This window comes from Marinobacter sp. R17, from assembly GCF_003789045.1.
Lineage (GTDB): Bacteria > Pseudomonadota > Gammaproteobacteria > Pseudomonadales > Oleiphilaceae > Marinobacter_A > Marinobacter_A mangrovi.
In genome coordinates this window covers 42,941-60,629 of record NZ_RHGZ01000001.1, presented here as the reverse complement: position 1 = coordinate 60,629, position 17,689 = coordinate 42,941, and the positions used below count along the sequence as shown (strand labels likewise).

The window sequence follows — 17,689 nt, the reverse complement described above, 5'->3', positions numbered from 1 at the left end:
TTTTAGCCCGCCAAGTGTGGACGGAAATGGATCTAGTGCACTGCCCATAATGCGCTCTGAATTCCGGATCGACGTGCGGACCGATCTCTGTCGTCTTTGCATGTCATCTTATTTTACAAGTCGTCGCTAACAGCCTGAAAGCATAGACCGGTCTGCAAAATTGGGCAAGAAGTGTGTCGTGAACGCCGTCGCATTTGCGAGTGCGCAAGGCCCGCCCGGTTGAGCGGGCCTGCGGCTCAGCCTTCCAGCTTTTTCTGCAGGATTTCGTTAAGCAACTTGGGGTTGCCCTGGCCTTTGGAGGCCTTCATTAGCGGGCCCATGAAGCCGCCCATCAGTTTCTTGCGCTTCTTGGGATCGTCTTCGGCGCGATACTGGGCGATCTGGTCGCCCATGTCGGCCAGCACGCTGTCCACCAACTTTTCCAGTTCGCCGGTATCGGACACCTGTTTCAGGCCTTCCCGATCGATGATGGTGTCGACGTCGGCCTCATCGCCGTTCCAGAGCGCTTCGAAGACCTTCTTGGCACCGGATGAGGACAGGGTGTTGTCGGCAATGCGCTGCACCAGCGTGCCGAGGCGTTCGGCGGATACCGGGCTCTGTTTGATGTTCAGTTCGGCAGCATTGAGCCGCGCGCTGAGCTCACCCAATATCCAGTTGGCGGCCAGTTTGGCGTCACCGCCGGTCTTGGCCGTTGCCTCGAAGTAATCGGCCGTCGCGGCGTTGTTACTCAGCAGGCCGGCATCGTAGTCGGAGAGGCCGTAGTCTGCCTTGAAGCGAGCTTCCTTGGCGTCCGGCAGTTCCGGCATGGCCGAGCGGAGGCTGTCGATGAAGGCGTCGTCGATCTCCACCGGCAGCAGGTCAGGGCAGGGGAAGTAACGATAGTCGTTGGCTTCTTCCTTGGTCCGCATGGAGCGGCTTTCGTCCCGGTCGCCATTATAGAGCCGGGTCTCCTGTACGATTTCGCCGCCGTCTTCGAGGATATCGATCTGGCGTTCGACTTCGTGATGGATCGCGGCTTCCATGAACCGGAACGAGTTCAGGTTCTTGGTCTCCGTACGGGTGCCCAGTTGATCGGTGCCCTGCGGTCGAATCGAGACGTTCACGTCGAAACGCATTGAGCCCTGGGACATATCGCCGTCGCAAATACCCAGCGAGGTCACCAGACCATGCAGTTTGCGGGCGAAGGCGACCGCCTCTTCGGCAGAGCGCATATCCGGCTCGGTGACGATCTCGATCAGCGGTGTGCCAGCCCGGTTGAGGTCGATGCCGGTCATGCCGTGGTAATCCTCGTGCAGGGACTTGCCGGCGTCCTCTTCCAGGTGCGCGTGGTGGATGCGAACCCGCTTCTCGGCGCCGTTTTCCAGGCGGATGTCCACGTGGCCCGGCCCGACGATGGGCTGTGCCAGCTGAGTGGTCTGGTAGCCTTTGGGCAGGTCCGGGTAGAAGTAGTTTTTCCGTTCGAACACGGAGCGGCGGTTGATCTCGGCATCGATGGCCAGGCCGAACATGGTGGCGTAGCGGAAGGCCTGCTCGTTGGCGACCGGCAGGGTGCCTGGCATTGCCAGGTCAACGGCGCTGGCTTGGGTGTTGGGCGCCGCGCCATAAGCGGTGCTGGTGCCGGAGAAGATCTTGGTCTGGGTGGCGAGCTGAACGTGGATTTCCAGCCCGATCACAACTTCCCATTGCATGATGTGTCGTCCTTCCTTCTGGTTCAGCCCGCAGGCGTCAGGGTGTGCCAGTCAGTGGCTTGCTGGAACTGATGGGCGGCGTTGAGCAGGCGAGCCTCATCGAAGTAGTTGCCGATCAGTTGCAGGCCCACCGGCAATCCATCGATCTGGCCGGCCGGCACCGACATGGCCGGCACGCCAGCCAGGTTGATGGCGATGGTGTAGATGTCCTCCAGGTACATCTTGACCGGGTCGTCGGTCTTGGAGCCGATGCCGAACGCCGGGGTCGGCGCCGCAGGGCCCATAATAATGTCGACGGACTTGAACGCTTCGATGAAGTCCTGCTGGATCAGGCGACGGACTTTCTGTGCCTTGAGGTAGTAGGCGTCGTAGTAGCCGGCAGACAAGGCGTAGGTGCCGACGAGGATCCGGCGCTTGACCTCTTCCCCGAAGCCTTCGGCGCGGGTGCGGGTGTAGAGGTCCATCAGGTCCTTGGGAGCCTCGCAGCGATACCCGTAGCGCACGCCGTCAAAGCGCGACAGGTTGGCGGAGGCTTCGGCGGGCGCAATGATGTAGTAGGCGGCGATTGCCAGGTGCGTGTTGGGCAGGGAAATTTCCTGCACAGTGGCGCCCAGCTTTTCGTATTCGGCGATGGCGGCGCGTACCTGCCCGGCCATCCTGTCGTCCAGCTGATCCGTGAAGTATTCCTTCGGGAGACCGACTTTCAGGCCCTTGAGTGGCTCGTTCAGGTTTGCCGTGTAGTCCGGCACCGGACGATCGATGCAAGTGGAGTCCTTGGGGTCGAAGCCGGCCATCACGTTCAGCATCAGGGCGTTGTCTTCGGCCGTGCGGGCCATGGTGCCGCCCTGGTCCAGACTTGAGGCGAAGGCGATCATGCCGTAGCGCGAAACGCGGCCGTAGGTCGGTTTGAGACCGGTGATGCCACACATGGCCGCCGGCTGGCGAATGGAGCCGCCAGTATCGGTGCCGGTCGCCGCGGGCACGAGTCGCGCCGCAACAGCCGCGGCGGAGCCACCGGAAGACCCACCCGGAACCAGGTTGTCCCCCCAGGGGTTTACCGTGGCGCCGTAGTAGCTGCTTTCGGTGGAGGAGCCCATGGCGAACTCGTCCATGTTGGTCTTGCCCAGGCACACGGCGCCGGCGTCTCGGAAGCGGGCGGTGACCGTGGCGTCGTAAGGCGGAACAAAATTCTCCAGCATGCGCGAGCCGCAGGTGGTGCGAACGCCGTCGGTGCAGAAGATGTCCTTGTGGGCAAAGGGTATCCCGGTCCAGGGTGTGGCCTCGCCCCGGGCGCGACGGTCGTCGGCCGCCTTGGCGTCTTTCAGCGCTTCGTCTTCGGTGACCGTAATAAAGCTGTTATAGCGGGTATCGTCCTGGCGGATCCGATCGAGGAAATGCCGGGTCAGTTCGACGCTGGAAACGGTGCCCTGCTCGAGGTCGCGGGCCAGTTCAGCAACAGTTTTGTCGTGCATAAAAGGTGTCCGTAACAGTCTGAGTCGTCATTCGGCTGGCAATGGGCTGCGCATCACTCGATCACGCGGGGCACCAGGTACAGGCCGTCCTCGGTCGCCGGGGCGATGCGCTGGAAGGCGTCGCGCTGGTCGTGTTCGGTGACTTCATCCGCGCGCAGTCGCTGGGTGGCTTCCAGCGGGTGAGCCAGCGGTTCGACCGACGAGGTGTCGGCGGACTGTAGCTGGTCCACCAGATTCAGGATGTTGCCCACGTCCTTCTCCAGGGCGCCGACCTGGTTGTCTTCCAGGCGGATGCGTGCCAGCAGGGCGACTTTTTCAATCTCCTCGCGGGATATGGCCACGTAACGTCTCCACTTAACGGTGAACTTATGGATGCTGAACCGGTCCAGGGACTCTGGTTGCGCGCCCCGGTCTGGTTCAGGCGTTTGTTTGATGGCGCAGTATGGTAACAGATTGCGGCGCGTTCGGGAGGCGGTGAGCGGCAGATTCCGGTGATGCGACAGGCAGTGGGGAGCATGCAGTAATCCAGATATGACGCTGCTTCCGGCCTGTTATGAGCCTTGCCTGTATACCGGCCCACTGCTAAAGTTGCCGCATTCATTTCGCGACTGTTTGTCTCAGGTTGAAAATACGCTAATGCTCATCAAGAAAATTCGTGGTCTTTTTTCCAGTGATTTATCCATCGATCTGGGGACGGCCAACACCCTTATTTATGTCCGTGACCGCGGTATTGTCCTGAACGAACCGTCTGTAGTGGCGATTCGCACCAATAATGCCCAGAAGATGGTTGCTGCCGTTGGTGGCGAGGCCAAGCGCATGCTGGGCCGTACACCGGGCAACATTACCGCCATCCGACCGTTGAAAGATGGCGTGATTGCCGACTTCGTGGTCACCGAAAAAATGCTGCAGCACTTTATCCACAAAGTGCACGAAAACAGCTTTATCACACCGAGCCCGCGAGTTCTGGTCTGTGTGCCGAGCAAATCGACCCAGGTGGAGCGTAAGGCCATTCGCGAATCTGCCATGGGCGCCGGCGCACGAGAAGTGTTCCTGATTGAGGAGCCGATGGCCGCGGCCATCGGCGCCGGCCTGCCGGTGGAAGAGGCCAGCGGTTCCATGATTGTCGACATCGGCGGCGGCACCACGGAAATTGCCATCATCTCCCTGAACGGCATCGTGTATGCGGAATCCGTTCGGGTGGGTGGTGACAAGTTCGACGAAGCGATCGTCACCTACGTGCGCCGCAACTACGGCAGCCTGATCGGCGACTCCACCGCCGAGCGCATCAAGCACGAGATCGGGTGCGCTTACGAAGGCGTCGAGATCCGAGAGATCGACGTGCGCGGCCGCAACCTGGCCGAGGGCGTGCCCCGGGCCTTTACCCTGAACAGTGAGGAAATCCTGGAAGCCCTGCAGGAGTCCCTGGCGCAGATCGTCCAGACCGTGAAAAGTGCGCTGGAACAGTCTCCGCCGGAACTGGCGTCGGATATTGCCGAGCGTGGTATCGTCCTCACGGGTGGCGGCGCCCTGTTGCGCGGCCTGGATAAGCTCCTGAGCGAGGAGACCGGCCTGCCGGTGATTGTCGCCGAAGATCCGTTGACCTGCGTGGCTCGGGGCGGCGGCAAGGCGCTTGAGGTGATCGACCGGGGCGGCATTGGCATGTTTTCACACGAAGGCTGATACAGCCTTCGCGAACAGATATTAGCGATGCGATGAGGCATCGCCTCTGGCCGCCGCTGTCGATTCGTCGCAGCGGCGGTTGTCGTTTTAAGCGGGGAGAATTGAGCTATCAAGACGCTGTTTGCAAGGGGGCCCATCCCGGGATTCCGGTTGTTGCTGGTGGTGGTTCTGTCGCTGGTGCTTGTGGTTCTGGATTCCCGCTTCGGGCGGGTCGACGAGCTGCGAAGCTGGCTCAGTTCCGCTTTGACGCCGGTGGTATGGCTGGGCCACGTTCCAGACAGTCTCTCGGACTGGGGGGCTGATGTTTTCACCAGTCGGGATGACCTGATCGAGGAAAACGAATCCCTGCGTGCCCGCTTGCTGGTACTCGAACGGCGCTCCATCAAGTATGCGTCCCTGGCTGCAGACAACATTGAACTGCGCAGTCTCAACGGCGTGGCCACACAGCTGGATGAGCGGGTTGTGGTGGCCGACGTCATTGGCGTCTCTCCCGACCCCTTCTCCCATGAACTGATCATCAACAAGGGATCCCGCGACGGGGTCACCGAAGGTCAGGCCATCCTGGATGCCAATGGTCTGATGGGGCAGGTTATCCAGACCAGCCGCTTTACATCCCGGGTGCTGTTGGTGTCTGACAGCAGCCACGCTGTGCCCGTGGAAGTCCTGCGCAGCGGCGTCAGGGCGATCCTGCTGGGCACCGGAAATCCCGATACACTCGATCTGGTGCATGTCCCCGACACGGCGGATATCCGCGAGGGCGATGAGCTGGTCAGCTCCGGCCTGGGCGGTCGGTTCCCGAAGGGGTACCCGGTTGCCACAGTCACTCGTATCCACAGCGAGCCCGGCGAACCCTTTGCCGATATCCAGGCTGAACCCAAAGCCAAACTGAATCAGAGTGACCTGGTGTTGGTGGTGTTCCAACCGCAGGTGCGCCATGGCGACGACGACTGCTCCCCGGGTGAGGTTGACTGCGCCCAGGCGGCTGCCGAAGCGGAATCCGGAAGTGCTTCAGACAGTGAGGGGAGCGAATGAGTCTATCCGTCATCAGTTACCCCGTGTTTGCGATCAGCGTCCTGATCTCCCTGGTCCTGAGCATTTCCCTGTTTCCGGTGGACTGGCTGGTCTATCGCCCTGAATGGTTAGGGCTGATGGTGTTCTACTGGACATTCAGGGCCCCCAGCCGGTTTGGTGTGCTGGTGGCGTGGGTGCTGGGGCTGTTCCTGGATGTGCTTGAGGCCAGCACACTCGGCATTAACGCTCTTGCCATGGCACTGGTGGCCTTTCTGGTGCTGACCACCCATCAGCGGCTGCGTATGTTTCCGATGCCACAACAGTGTCTGATGGTGTTTCTTCTGCTGGGCATCAACCAGATGTTCGTGCACTTCGTGAACCAGTTATTGGGCGCCGACAATCCGGGCTTTACCTATTTGCTGCCGGCGGTGACCAGCACCCTCGTATGGCCGTTTGTCTGTGGCATTCTTGATCGACTGAATCTGAAGCTGGCATAGCGCGAGGACACCATGAGCACGACGCGGCCCGTTATTCTGGCATCTGCATCACCCCGCCGCCGGGAACTGCTGGCGCAGATCGGACTCTCATTTTCGGTATGCCCGGTGGATCTCGATGAAACCTGCCTTCCTGGCGAGCGCCCCGAGCATTACGTGGAGCGCCTGGCCCGGGAAAAGGCCGAGGCGGGGCTGGCCCAGGCCGACGATCCGGCCAGTCTGGTCATTGGTTCGGACACCACAGTGGTCCGCGAAGACCGGATCATGGGCAAACCGACCAATGCGGCCGAGGCGGCGGACATGCTCCGCCATCTTTCCGGTTGCACGCACAAGGTGATGACCGCAGTGGCGCTGGCGGGCGAGTTTGGCTGCTACGCCCGGCTGGCGGTGACAGAAGTCCGCTTCAGGGCATTGAGCGACGAAGAAATTCATGCCTACTGGCAGACCGGTGAGCCCCGGGACAAAGCCGGAGGTTACGGTATTCAGGGCAGGGGAGCCGTTTTCGTTGACGGCCTATGGGGTAGCTACAGCGCCGTAGTCGGCCTGCCCCTGCAGGAAACTGCGGAATTGTTTGCAGAAGCAGGACAGCCGGTCTGGAAGACCTGGCTGCCGTCGGCGGAGAAGTCGGTATGAGTGAGGAAATCCTGATCAACGTGACGCCGGTCGAGACCCGGGTGGCCCTGGTCGAGAACGGCATGTTGCAGGAAACCTATATTGAGCGCACCAGCCGCAAAGGAATCGTTGGCAACATCTACAAAGGCAAGGTGGTCCGGGTCCTGCCCGGGATGGAGGCCGCGTTTGTCGATATTGGCCTGGAGCGGGCCGCTTTTATCCACGCTTCCGACGTTCTGGTGGTGGGCAACGGCGAGGAGTCCGCTTCCGACACGCCCAAGGCGGTGCCGGACATTCGCTCACTGCTGCGCGAAGGTCAGTCGTTGGTGGTCCAGGTCACCAAGGATCCGATCGGCACCAAAGGCGCGCGTCTGACCACGCAGCTGTCGATTCCCTCCCGTTATCTGGTGTTCATGCCAGAAGTCCAGCACGTCGGCATTTCCCAGCGGATTGAAGACGACACCGAGCGCGAGCGCCTGCGTAGCCTGGTCCAGGAAGGCGCGGAAGCGCTGGAGGCCAGTGGCGGCTACATTATCCGGACGGCGGCAGAAGGTGCCTCCCGCGACGATCTTCTGGGGGACATGACCTACCTGCACCGCCTGCACCAGTCGGTTGTGGAGCGCAACGCCACCGGTAAAGCGCCTTCGGTCATTTATCAGGACCTGCCGCTGTTTATCCGTACCATCCGGGACCTGGTGCGCCCGCAGACCGAAAAGGTGCGCATCGACTCCCGGGAGAGCTACCAGCGGGTGATGGAATTCGTGGAGGAGTTTGTCACCGAGTTCTCCGACAAGGTGGAGTACTACCCGGGCGAGCGGCCGATTTTCGATCTGTACAGCGTCGAGGACGAAATCCAGAAAGCCCTGAGCCGCAAGGTGCAGCTCAAGTCCGGCGGCTACGTCATCATCGACCAGACCGAGGCGATGACGACGATCGATATCAATACCGGTGCCTTTGTGGGGCATCGTAATCTGGAAGAAACCATCTTCAAGACCAACCTGGAGGCGGCCCGCGCAATCAGCCGCCAGCTGCGGCTGCGCAACCTGGGTGGGATCATCATCATCGATTTCATCGACATGGAAGACACCGAGCATCAGCGCCAGGTCCACCGGATGCTGGAGAAAATGCTCGAGCGGGACCACGCCAAGACCAAGATCACTGGCGTGTCGGAGCTCGGGCTGGTGGAAATGACACGCAAGCGGACTACCGAAAGCCTGGGCCAGGTGCTGTGCGAATCCTGCCCGATCTGTGACGGGCGTGGCTTCCTGAAAACCCCTGAAACGGTCTGCTATGAGGTGTTCCGCGAGATCATGCGGGTCAACCGGGCCTATGAGGCTGAAAGCTACCTGGTCATGGCCTCCCAGTCCGTGGTTGATCGCCTGCTGGACGAGGAATCCGACAACGTCGCGGATCTGGAAACGTTCATTGGCAAGAGCATTCGCTTCCAGGTCGAACCCTTTTACAGTCAGGAACAGTACGATGTGGTCCTGCTGTAACGTGTACCGCCGTCGCTGCTACCTCCCGACGGCGTTTTCCCCGGTTCAGGACTAGGCCGGCGGGCATTGCATGGACGTATCTGACCCGAAAGCCCGTCGCCGGGAAACGCCTCCCGACACCTCCCTGCCATTGCGCTGGCTGATCCGCCTGGCCAATCTGGTCTGGATGGCCGTGTTGGCTATCCTGATCGTCATCGCGCTCTATGTGGTGATCGGCCGGCAATTGATGCACGCCGTCGATCGCTATCAGGCGCAGATCGAAGCGGTGCTCTCCGAGCGCCTGGGCCAACCGGTGCACATCGATCAGTTGCACGGGCAATGGAAGGGCATGGATCCGGTGCTGGATCTTTCGGGCATGGAGATCCGCGATCCGAAACAACCGGAGAAGGTCATTGCCCGGGTCGAGCGCGTGGACATCCGGCTCGATTCGGTGGCTTCGCTGGTGCGACAGCGCCTGGTCTTCAATGACCTGGTCGCCAGCGGCATGGACCTGACGCTCGAGCAAAGCCCGTCAGGGGCCATTACTATCGAGGGACTGACATTGCCCCAGGCCGACGCCTCTGACGCCGAGGGAGACGAATCCGGGCCCCGAGCCTGGATCAATCGCCTGGGAGAGGTGCTGTCCGATCCTTCCGTCCAGCTCAACCAGGTGCACCTGGGCCTCAAGGTGCCTGACGAACCGCGTCGGACGTTCTTCATTCCACAAGTGGACCTGCGCTACTGGCGTGGCACCTTCAGTGCTTCCGGCCGTGCGATGCAGCCCGGCTCCACGACCCAGCTGGCCCGTTTCTATCTTGAGGGAGAGCACTTCTTCCGTGGCGATTTCGACGGCACGCTGTTTGTCGATGTGGATTCCGGTCGCCTGTTTGATGCCTTCCTGCAGCGTTATCAGTGGCAGAACCGTTTGATCGACAGCGTGGATGCCGGTGGTCAGGCGTGGTTGCGCTTCGCCGGTGGTGAGCTGGAGCGAGTCAATGCCCGCTTGTCGGTGCCGCACGTACAGATTCGGGCCGACGGCGAGACCCAGGCGCCGGTTGAATCGGTCCAGGCTCAGGTGGGCTGGCAGCGAACGGGGGACGACCGCTGGCGTCTGGATGTTCAGGGTCTGGGCTGGGATTGGGCCGGGCAATCGGCGCGTAACATCGACTTGCGCATCATCCGCGATGACGGCTGGAGCGTGGTCGCCTCAAAAGTCCCGTTGGGCATGTTGTCCGGCATGGCGCAGGCCATTGCACCGCTGGATGACGAGCTGCGCAACGCACTGGCGCATTACCAGCCCGGGGGCGAACTGCATGACCTGGCACTCCGGGTGCCGGAAACGGCCGATGATTTCCAGCTGACGGGGCGCTTGGCAGATGTGTCCGTACAGGCCTTCGATGGCGCGCCGGGCGTGCAGGGATTGAATGGCCGTCTGACCCTGTCCCGCTCAGCCGGTCAGGTGTCCGTGGACACCGACGATGTGACGCTGGGATTCCCGCAGGAATTCGCGCATGCCTGGATACTGGCGCACCTGCGGACCCAGGTTCATTGGCAGATTGATGGCCCCCACAAGCGCATCTGGTCTGACCGTATTGATATCCAGTATCAGGGTAAGACGAGACTTGCCGGCGCTTTCGATCTGAAGCTGCAGGAGCCGGGCGAGGACACGCTATCCATGCGGGTCGAAGCCTGGGATGCAACGGCGCCGATGCTGGCGGATTTCGTGCCGGGCAAGGTCGTGGATCCCGCTTTCTACGACTGGATCACCAGCGCTGTTGAAAGCGCAGACATTGACCACGGCGTCTTTTACGGTCACGGGCAGGTGAACAAGGGGTCTCCGCCGGGCAGTTTTACCACCAGCCAGCAATATCAGTTTACTGACGCCCGAATCCAATACGACGAGCGCTGGCCTGTAGTCACGGGCGCGTCTGGGCAAGTGGTGGTTCAGGGGGCAAAAGCTCGTATCCAGGTGGAGCAGGGCACAACCGGAGGCCTGACCCTCGAACCCACAACGGTGCGTGTGGACGGCGATGCCGAGCCGGCAGTGTTGCAGGTGCATACGGCGGCGCCTTTCAAGGGGGAGCAGGTGGCTGACTGGCTGGATCAGTCACCGCTGGGTGAGTTCGCCGGTTCCGCCGCCACGGCGCTGAATATCGGTGGCCAGTATCATCTGGATCTCGATCTGGATATCGGGCTGGCCGATGATGCGAAAACGCACGTCAAAGCGGATCTGAAAGCAGAAGACGGGCGCATTGCCTACAACGACTCGTCAGCAGTCTGGGAACAGTTGAACGGCACTGTGCACTACGATTCTGAATCCGGTTTTTCCGGCAAGCCGCTGTCCGCCCGCTTCCTGGACAGCCCTGTTGAACTGTCCCTGGCGCGGGATGGGGCCGACGCGCCGCTGAAACTGATCCAGACCGGGCGCATGAACCTGGATGACCTGGCGACCCGTTTTGGGATCGGCAACCTGCCAGGGATTGAAGGTCGTGCCGGCTATCGGGCGGAAATGGGGGTGTCTTCGGCGGGGGCGTCGTCCCTGAGGTTGACGTCGTCGCTCTCGAACGTTTCGATCGATTGGCCGGAACCTTTGCACAAGGCCATGGGCCAGCCGGTTCCCCTCAGTATGGTGATCAGTTGGGGCGACGATGGGGGCCTGATGCTGTCGGGTCACTGGTCGGATCGACTGGCTTTCCGTTTGCGTTGGCTGGACCAGGTGTTTGACCGGGGGCGGATTGAGTTGGGTGCCCAGTCCACGTCAGTGTCCGGTGCCGCGGGACTGGAGATTACCGGCCACCTGGCTCAACTGGATGCAGAGATTTGGCAAGATGCCCTGGAGAGCCACAACCTGGGTTCGGCGGGGGCCAGCTCCGGGGCGGGCAAGCAATGGCTGAATCGGGTGGCGTTGTCGGTCGATCGCCTTCAGGCCGCCGGTCAGTCGTTCAGCAAGGCACAGGTCACGGCGGTCGCGGATACTGAGGGGTGGCGCGTTACGTTCGACGGCCCTGACCTTGCCGGCCAATTGCGGCTGCCGTCCGGGAATGATCCCCTGACCGTGGATCTGGATCACATTGTCCTGGCGACCGGGGAGGACGACGGCGCAGCGGATCAGGCGCCGGTGTCGTTTGCCGAACGCGGCGTCGGGCAGTGGTCCGATGCGGACGTCACCATCGACAGCGTGCAGGTCGACGGCCGGGATTATGGCCAGTGGTCGTTCCTGCTGAGGCCGGCTGCCCGGGCCCTGAGCGTTGACAAGATCAAAGGCCAGGTCGGTAGTTTGGCGTTTGACGGCAGCCTGATCTGGTCAGCCGGAGAGAACGGCGAACAAACCCAGATCAATGGTGTGCTGGCCGGTAAAAACCTGGCGGACATCAGTCCCTGGATTGAGGGCAGTGTCCCGCTGCGCAGTAACAAGACCCGCGTGGAAATCGATCTGGGCTGGGATGGGCCGCCAGAAGCGGGCTCGCTGGAGACGGTCAAAGGAACGTTGGGATTCCGTATCGATGACGGTGTGATTCTCGAGCGCAGTAACACCGCCCAGATTTTCCGAGTGTTTGGCATTCTCAATTCGGACACCTTGCTGCGCCGTTTGAAACTCGATTTCTCGGATCTTTACGAGGCGGGCGTGGCGTTTGATGCCATTTCCGGAACGGCGCGCCTGGCGTCGGGAACGCTGACCTGGGATCCGGAACTGCAGATCGTCGGTCCGTCGGGTGCCTTCAAACTCACCGGCTCCGCGGATCTGGTAAAGGAAATGCTGGATATGCGCTTGGTGGTGGTGCTGCCGCTGACCCAAAACCTGCCGTTGGCCGCGATCCTGATGGGGGCTTCGGCGCCGATCGGCGGCGCACTGTTCGTCCTGGACAAGGTGCTGGGCGATCCACTGAGCCGTCTAACCAGCGCGACCTATTCCGTCACCGGGTCTTGGGGCGATCCCAAGGTCGAACTGCGCAACGTGTTCGACACCGGAAAGTGACCGAAGCTTGACGGCCCCCGGGTTTTCACGGTTTATTCAGGGCAGGTTGATCGTCGTCGTTGACGAGACGTCGACATGGAAAACGCCTCAGGAGGCAGCGCTATGACTCAAGAAAACCGCGTCGCGGTATTGCAGATGGTCAGTGGACACGATCTGGACCAGAACCTGGCGGATACCCGGGAGCTTCTGCAGCAGGCCAGCGACAAGGGCGCCCGGATTGCCGTGTTGCCGGAAAACTTTGCGGTGCTGAGTACCCGTCAGATGATGGAGCGGGGCCTGCTGGAGCGCGACGCGTCCGGACCTATCCGTTCATTTCTCGCCGAACAGGCCCGGCGCCTGGGCATCTGGATCGTTGGTGGCTCCCTGCCGATTGCCGCCCGCCCGGACGGAACCGAACTGGACAGCCGCGTGCGGGCCGCCTGCGTGGTGTTCAATGATCAGGGTGAGGAAGTGGCCCGTTACGACAAGATCCACCTCTTCGACGCGCAGGTAGAGGATGCCCAGGGCAGTTATCGCGAGTCCGATACGTTCGAGCCCGGCGAGGCGGTTGTGGTGGTGGATACGCCGGTCGGCAAGCTGGGATTGGCCATCTGTTATGACCTGCGCTTCCCGGAGCTGTTCCGACAGTTGCGAGGCAAGGGGGCTGAGTGGGTGACCTTGCCCAGTGCCTTTACCTACCAGACCGGGTTGGCTCATTGGCACCCATTGGTGCGGGCCCGCGCGATCGAGAACCAGTTCTGGATGGTCGCAGCAGGCCAGGGCGGTGAGCATGATTCCAAGCGGCGGACCTACGGGCATTCCATGGTGGTGGATCCGTGGGGTGCTGTGGTGACCGAACTCAGTGAGGGAATGACTCTGACGACCGCCGATCTGGACCCGAGTAAGCTCTCACTGACCCGGGATCGCATGCCCGTGTGGTCTCACCGGCGGCTCTAGTCGTGAATGTTTCGGGCGTCGCTCAGGCGCCCGGCGTTTCCTGCTGATCCACACACTCGCGCAGGTAACGAAACAGTTTCCGGGCGTGGCCGGTGTTCTTGTCTTTCTGCGCGTCCCGGCGGGCATTGCGGGCGAGGTTGCGCAGGTGCTGGATATCGGCTTCCGGGCAGTAGCCGAGAAATTCGCCCACTGCCGAATCACCTTCTTCCACCATGCGGTCACGCCAGCGCTCTGCCAGGTGATGGCGACGGGTATGTTCCGCACTGCCGGTATCGAACGCTTCGATGGCCCGGATGACCTCCTCTAGCTGATCCTCCTGACGCATCACCTTGCCAATGTACTGCAGATGACGACGCCGGGCTTCGTGCTGGCGAATGCGCTTGGATTCCTCAATTGCGGCACGTAACCGGTCACTGATGGGGAGGGGGTCGACCTGATCGGGCGTCAGTTCCAGCAGGCGTTTGCCGATGTCCTGAAGCGCATGCATCTCTCGCTTGAGTTCGGACTTGCTTTTGTAGTCCTCGTCATCCTGGTAGTCGTCGTCAGTGATCATGGTCTTTTCCGGGTTGTTGCAGATCGCCCTGGCGTGGCCATCAGGCGTATATCACGGTGGCCAGTCCCAGGAAGGACAGGAAACCCACCACATCGGTTACGGTTGTCAGTATCACGCCCCCGGCCAGGGCCGGGTCGATGTTCCTCGATTTAAGAAACAGCGGCAACAAGGTGCCGGCCAGTGCCGCCGCGATCAGGTTGATGATCAGGGCCGCGGCAATGATAACGCCGATCATCGGATCCCGGAACCAGATTGTGGCCGCGATCGAGACCACGACAGCCCAGAGGAGCCCGTTGAGCACCCCGGCCATGAATTCCCGGTTCAGCAGCCAGCGTACGTTGGCGCCGCTGATCTGGCCCACCGCCATGCCGCGAATGACGAGGGTCAACGTCTGGCTGCCGGCGATCCCGCCCATGCTGGCCACGATGGGCATCAGGACCGCCAGGGCCACGACCTTGGCAATGGTGCCTTCGAACATGCCGATCACGGATGATGCAATAAACGCCGTAATCAGGTTGATGCCCAGCCAGACCGCCCGGCGTTTGGTGGTCTTCATAACCGGCGCGAAGGTATCTTCGTCCTCGTCCAGACCGGCCATGCTCATCAGCGAGTGGTCCGCGTCTTCACGAATAACGTCGACCACGTCATCAATGGTGATCCGGCCCAGCAGCTTGCCTTCTTCGCTGACTACCGGCGAGGAGATCAGGTCGTAGCGTTCGAACAGGGTGGCGACCTGGGTGTCGGACAGGTTGACCGGGATCGGCTCGATGTCGGTGTCCATCACCTCCCGCACGGTGGCGCTGGGACTGGATACCAACATCTTGGTAATCGGCATGACGCCAATGTATTCGTCGCGGCGGTTAACCACGATCAGGCTGTCGGTCATCGGCGGCAGGGAGCGGTGGCGGCGAAGATACCGCAACACCACGTCGATGCTGAGATCCGGACGCACCGTGATGGTGTCCGTATTCATCAGGCCGCCGGCGGTGTCTTCCGGGTAAGCGAGGACTTCCTCCACCCGTTGGCGATCCTGGTCGTCCATGGTGTCGAGGACTTCCTGGATCACCGTGTCCGGCAGCTGCTGCAGCAGGTCGGCCAGGTCGTCCGACTCGAAGTCTTCGATAATGGACGCCAGTTCCTGGGCGTTCAGCTTGCTCAGGAAGTAGCTTCGGATGTCGTCGCTGAGGTACTGGAGGACTTCCCCTTCCAGGCTCTTGTCGACCAGGTTCCAGAGCAGGGCACGTTGGCGCGGCGGAGAGGATTCCAGCAGGTGAGCAATATCGCTGGGGCTCAGGCCACCATTGAGGATGCGCGCGACCTGCTGCAGGGCACCGCTGTCCAGCGCCTCGCCCAGGGTGCGGAGGCGCTGCCGGGCCTGGCTGTTTTCGACTGCGTCTGACATGACTTACCCATGAATCCGGATCAGGACGATCGGCGCGTCCTGCGGCTGATTCTCTGGCGGGCAATCCGGGGATTGCTGCGCCATCCTGTCTCGTTTTGTGGGATTCCTGGATAAGTCCTGAAATGTCTCGTCACCGAGCCGAGTGAAAGTGGACGGCCATGATCACCCTGAGGCGCTCCAGGACTTATTCAGAAGTTCCTAAGTATAGCGGACTTACGTTGCAGACGTGAGAATTCAGTGTAGGTGAATTCCACCGGCTTTGGGGTCACGTCGAGAGGGGCGTGCAGCGATCATCGCGAACCCTTATTCGCCTTCACCGAAGTAATCGTCGATCAGCGCTACCAGGGCGTCCCGGGCCGCCTGCTCGTCGGGCCCGTCCAGCACCAGCTCGATTTCGGTGCCGCAGCTGGCGGCCAACATCATGACGGACATGATGCTCTTGCCGTCGACCTCGCGGCCCTCCTTAGCAATCAGCACCTGGCTGTCGAAATCCGACGCCGTGCTGACCAGCTTGGCCGCCGCCCGGGCATGCAGTCCGAGCTTGTTGATGATGGTGATCGGCTGGCGAATCATGACGGATCGTCAGTCGACGCTGGATGAAGGTGCGGGAGCTCGGTGTGGCGAACCTGGACATTGCTGTACTTCTGGTTGAAGTAGCGGCCCAGTTGATCGCACATGTAAACCGAGCGGTGCTGGCCACCGGTACAGCCAATGGAAATGGTCATGTAGCTGCGATTGCTGGCCTGGAACGAGGGCAGCCAGGTTTCCAGGAAACGGGTGAGGGTATCCAGCATCTCCCGGGTTTCCGGCTGGCTCTCCAGGAACGTCTGCACTTCTGGATCGACACCGGTGAATTTACGCAGGTTGGCGTCCCAGTAGGGGTTGGGCAGGCAGCGCACGTCGAAAACGTAGTCGGAGTCGACCGGTACGCCGTGTTTGAAGCCGAAGGACTGGAACAGCAACGCCAGCTCCTGTTCCCGGCGGCCGACGATGCGCTGCTTGATCATGTCCCGCAGCTCGTACATCGACAGCTCGGTCGTGTCGATATACAGGTCGGCCAGCTGGGCCAGCGGCTCAAGCAGGTGTTTTTCGTCCGTGATCGCCTCGCGCAATGACGTCCGCCCATCGCTGAGAGGGTGCTTGCGCCGGGTGGCGTGGAAGCGTTGCAGCAGAGCCTGGTCGGTGGCATCGAGGAAGACGATTTCGACCTTCATGCCGCAGGTGGATAGGCGCTCGTGGATGGCCTCGAAGTTGGCGATCTCATCGGACAGGTTGCGCGCGTCGATGCTCGCTGCAATGTTGCGCAACTTGTTGGGCGAGGCGTTGCCCGCCTCCTCGACCAGGGGAAACAACAGGCCGATGGGCAGATTGTCGATGCAATAGTAGCCCAGGTCTTCCAGAACGTGCAGGGCCGTACTCTTGCCGGAGCCGGAGCGCCCGCTGACTATAATCAGTTTCATGCAGTGCCTTCGCCGATCAGCAGATGATTCACTCTGATTGCGTCATGACCTCAAACAGCTGCGACGCATCCTCACAGCGTCGCAGACGCTCGCAGAAAGAGCGGTCATTGAACTTCTCGGCCAGCTGGCTGAGAAGCTCCAGGTGTTCACTGGTGGCTTCCTTGGGAACGATCAGCACGAACAGGAGATCGACCGGCTGGTTGTCGATGGCATCGAAAGCCACGCCTTCTTCCAGGGTCAGGAGGGCGCCGACCACCTGATGACAGCCTTCCAGCCGGCAATGGGGGATGGCAATGCCCTGTCCGATCCCGGTGCTGCCGAGCCGCTCGCGGGACACCAGGTTGTTGAAAATCTGGGTCTCGTCGAGTTCCGGATAGCGCCGGGCGACGTTCTCGGCGATCAGTTCCAGGATGCGTTTCTTACTGGTTCCCGGCACACCACAGAGGGTGAGCTCGGGAACCAGGATGGATTGAATGGTTAGTGGACTTTCCGTCATGGATGGAATGCTTTCCCTTTATGAACCGCTAGCGGCTGGTCGCGCCGTGCATTCGATCAACCGTCTTTTCCTTGTGTTTCAGGATCTGGCGGTCGAGTTTGTCTAGGAGTCCGTCAATGGCCGCGTACATATCTTCGTTTTCAGCCTTTGCATGAATTTCACCACCAATAACGTGCAGGGTGGCCTCGGCCGTCTGGCGAAGCTTCTGCACGGACAGGGTCACCTGACAGTTGCTGATGTGGTCGAAATGGCGTTCGAGTTTTTCGAACTTTTCGGAAACATAGGTTTTCAGAGCGGGAGTCAATTCGACATGGTGACCTGACATATTGATTTGCATAGGCTTCTCCTATTGTCGACATGCCCGGATAACGTCTCCGTTTCCGGCGTTGAGCCCGTCGCGTGCGGCGGACGCTTGAAAATCCTGCTCTTCCGTC

16 protein-coding genes are annotated in these 17,689 nt (G+C 61.2%); 7 read left to right on the top strand and 9 right to left on the bottom strand.

Annotated features, from left to right (window positions below; all coding sequences use genetic code 11):
• Positions 1 to 236 precede the first annotated feature (236 nt).
• Genes gatB through gatC form a run of 3 tightly spaced genes read right to left on the bottom strand, consistent with a single transcriptional unit; the run spans position 237 to position 3,501 of the window.
• Complete coding sequence (gene gatB, locus EB809_RS00285; RefSeq protein WP_123632573.1) at positions 237 to 1,688, bottom strand: Asp-tRNA(Asn)/Glu-tRNA(Gln) amidotransferase subunit GatB; 1,452 nt, start codon at positions 1,686 to 1,688, stop codon at positions 237 to 239.
• 23 nt (positions 1,689 to 1,711) lie between these two features.
• The gene (gene gatA, locus EB809_RS00280; protein ID WP_123632572.1) at positions 1,712 to 3,160 is read right to left on the bottom strand and encodes an Asp-tRNA(Asn)/Glu-tRNA(Gln) amidotransferase subunit GatA; all 1,449 of its coding nucleotides are present in this window, start codon (positions 3,158 to 3,160) and stop codon (positions 1,712 to 1,714) included.
• Between the two features lie 53 nt (positions 3,161 to 3,213).
• Positions 3,214 to 3,501: an Asp-tRNA(Asn)/Glu-tRNA(Gln) amidotransferase subunit GatC gene (gatC, locus tag EB809_RS00275; RefSeq protein ID WP_123632571.1), complete on the bottom strand. Its 288-nt coding sequence runs from the start codon at positions 3,499 to 3,501 to the stop codon at positions 3,214 to 3,216.
• Between the two features lie 295 nt (positions 3,502 to 3,796).
• Between gatC and EB809_RS00270 the strand changes: the two genes are divergently transcribed.
• The 7 genes from EB809_RS00270 to EB809_RS00240 all read left to right on the top strand — a co-directional run bounded on the left by EB809_RS00270 (position 3,797) and on the right by EB809_RS00240 (position 13,344).
• Complete coding sequence (locus tag EB809_RS00270; RefSeq protein ID WP_004581576.1) at positions 3,797 to 4,840, top strand: rod shape-determining protein; 1,044 nt, start codon at positions 3,797 to 3,799, stop codon at positions 4,838 to 4,840.
• A 159-nt stretch (positions 4,841 to 4,999) separates the two neighbouring features.
• Positions 5,000 to 5,872, top strand: a complete 873-nt coding sequence (gene mreC, locus EB809_RS00265) for a rod shape-determining protein MreC (protein ID WP_411711033.1) — start codon at positions 5,000 to 5,002, stop codon at positions 5,870 to 5,872.
• Complete coding sequence (mreD, locus tag EB809_RS00260; RefSeq protein ID WP_123632569.1) at positions 5,869 to 6,348, top strand: rod shape-determining protein MreD; 480 nt, start codon at positions 5,869 to 5,871, stop codon at positions 6,346 to 6,348. Before mreC ends, mreD begins: the two co-directional genes overlap by 4 nt.
• A 12-nt stretch (positions 6,349 to 6,360) precedes the next feature.
• The gene (locus EB809_RS00255; RefSeq protein WP_123632568.1) at positions 6,361 to 6,978 is read left to right on the top strand and encodes a Maf family protein; all 618 of its coding nucleotides are present in this window, start codon (positions 6,361 to 6,363) and stop codon (positions 6,976 to 6,978) included.
• A complete protein-coding gene (rng, locus tag EB809_RS00250; protein ID WP_123632567.1) occupies positions 6,975 to 8,453 on the top strand; it encodes a ribonuclease G in 1,479 nt (492 codons plus the stop codon). The genes EB809_RS00255 and rng overlap by 4 nt, the downstream gene beginning before the upstream one ends.
• Before the next feature lie 70 nt (positions 8,454 to 8,523).
• A complete protein-coding gene (locus EB809_RS00245) occupies positions 8,524 to 12,408 on the top strand; it encodes a YhdP family protein (RefSeq protein ID WP_123632566.1) in 3,885 nt (1,294 codons plus the stop codon).
• A gap of 102 nt (positions 12,409 to 12,510) precedes the next feature.
• Positions 12,511 to 13,344, top strand: coding sequence for a carbon-nitrogen hydrolase family protein (locus EB809_RS00240; protein ID WP_123632565.1), 834 nt, complete (start codon positions 12,511 to 12,513; stop codon positions 13,342 to 13,344).
• A gap of 22 nt (positions 13,345 to 13,366) precedes the next feature.
• Here the strand turns inward: EB809_RS00240 and yjgA are convergent, their stop codons facing one another.
• The 6 genes from yjgA to hpf form a co-directional block, all read right to left on the bottom strand.
• Positions 13,367 to 13,897: a ribosome biogenesis factor YjgA gene (yjgA, locus tag EB809_RS00235; RefSeq protein WP_123632564.1), complete on the bottom strand. Its 531-nt coding sequence runs from the start codon at positions 13,895 to 13,897 to the stop codon at positions 13,367 to 13,369.
• A 40-nt stretch (positions 13,898 to 13,937) separates the two neighbouring features.
• A complete protein-coding gene (mgtE, locus tag EB809_RS00230) occupies positions 13,938 to 15,299 on the bottom strand; it encodes a magnesium transporter (RefSeq protein ID WP_123632563.1) in 1,362 nt (453 codons plus the stop codon).
• Between the two features lie 303 nt (positions 15,300 to 15,602).
• Complete coding sequence (locus tag EB809_RS00225; RefSeq protein ID WP_123632562.1) at positions 15,603 to 15,872, bottom strand: HPr family phosphocarrier protein; 270 nt, start codon at positions 15,870 to 15,872, stop codon at positions 15,603 to 15,605.
• Entirely contained in the window at positions 15,869 to 16,759 is an 891-nt protein-coding gene (gene rapZ / locus EB809_RS00220; RefSeq protein ID WP_123632561.1) for an RNase adapter RapZ, read from the bottom strand. Before rapZ ends, EB809_RS00225 begins: the two co-directional genes overlap by 4 nt.
• 28 nt (positions 16,760 to 16,787) lie before the next feature.
• Positions 16,788 to 17,255, bottom strand: coding sequence for a PTS IIA-like nitrogen regulatory protein PtsN (gene ptsN / locus EB809_RS00215; RefSeq protein WP_123632560.1), 468 nt, complete (start codon positions 17,253 to 17,255; stop codon positions 16,788 to 16,790).
• 28 nt (positions 17,256 to 17,283) lie between these two features.
• Positions 17,284 to 17,592, bottom strand: a complete 309-nt coding sequence (hpf, locus tag EB809_RS00210) for a ribosome hibernation promoting factor (RefSeq protein ID WP_123632559.1) — start codon at positions 17,590 to 17,592, stop codon at positions 17,284 to 17,286.
• Positions 17,593 to 17,689: the final 97 nt, after the last annotated feature.

What these genes read in the sequence shown, in the direction of transcription:
- rapZ (WP_123632561.1), bottom strand. Translation starts at nt 16,759, where the DNA reads ATGAAACTGATTATAGTCAGCGGGCGCTCCGGCTCCGGCAAGAGTACG.
- gatA (WP_123632572.1), bottom strand. Translation starts at nt 3,160, where the DNA reads ATGCACGACAAAACTGTTGCTGAACTGGCCCGCGACCTCGAGCAGGGC.
- ptsN (WP_123632560.1), bottom strand. Translation starts at nt 17,255, where the DNA reads ATGACGGAAAGTCCACTAACCATTCAATCCATCCTGGTTCCCGAGCTC.
- gatB (WP_123632573.1), bottom strand. Translation starts at nt 1,688, where the DNA reads ATGCAATGGGAAGTTGTGATCGGGCTGGAAATCCACGTTCAGCTCGCC.
- EB809_RS00245 (WP_123632566.1), top strand. Translation starts at nt 8,524, where the DNA reads ATGGACGTATCTGACCCGAAAGCCCGTCGCCGGGAAACGCCTCCCGAC.
- mgtE (WP_123632563.1), bottom strand. Translation starts at nt 15,299, where the DNA reads ATGTCAGACGCAGTCGAAAACAGCCAGGCCCGGCAGCGCCTCCGCACC.
- EB809_RS00255 (WP_123632568.1), top strand. Translation starts at nt 6,361, where the DNA reads ATGAGCACGACGCGGCCCGTTATTCTGGCATCTGCATCACCCCGCCGC.
- hpf (WP_123632559.1), bottom strand. Translation starts at nt 17,592, where the DNA reads ATGCAAATCAATATGTCAGGTCACCATGTCGAATTGACTCCCGCTCTG.
- EB809_RS00270 (WP_004581576.1), top strand. Translation starts at nt 3,797, where the DNA reads ATGCTCATCAAGAAAATTCGTGGTCTTTTTTCCAGTGATTTATCCATC.
- rng (WP_123632567.1), top strand. Translation starts at nt 6,975, where the DNA reads ATGAGTGAGGAAATCCTGATCAACGTGACGCCGGTCGAGACCCGGGTG.
- EB809_RS00225 (WP_123632562.1), bottom strand. Translation starts at nt 15,872, where the DNA reads ATGATTCGCCAGCCGATCACCATCATCAACAAGCTCGGACTGCATGCC.
- yjgA (WP_123632564.1), bottom strand. Translation starts at nt 13,897, where the DNA reads ATGATCACTGACGACGACTACCAGGATGACGAGGACTACAAAAGCAAG.
- mreD (WP_123632569.1), top strand. Translation starts at nt 5,869, where the DNA reads ATGAGTCTATCCGTCATCAGTTACCCCGTGTTTGCGATCAGCGTCCTG.
- EB809_RS00240 (WP_123632565.1), top strand. Translation starts at nt 12,511, where the DNA reads ATGACTCAAGAAAACCGCGTCGCGGTATTGCAGATGGTCAGTGGACAC.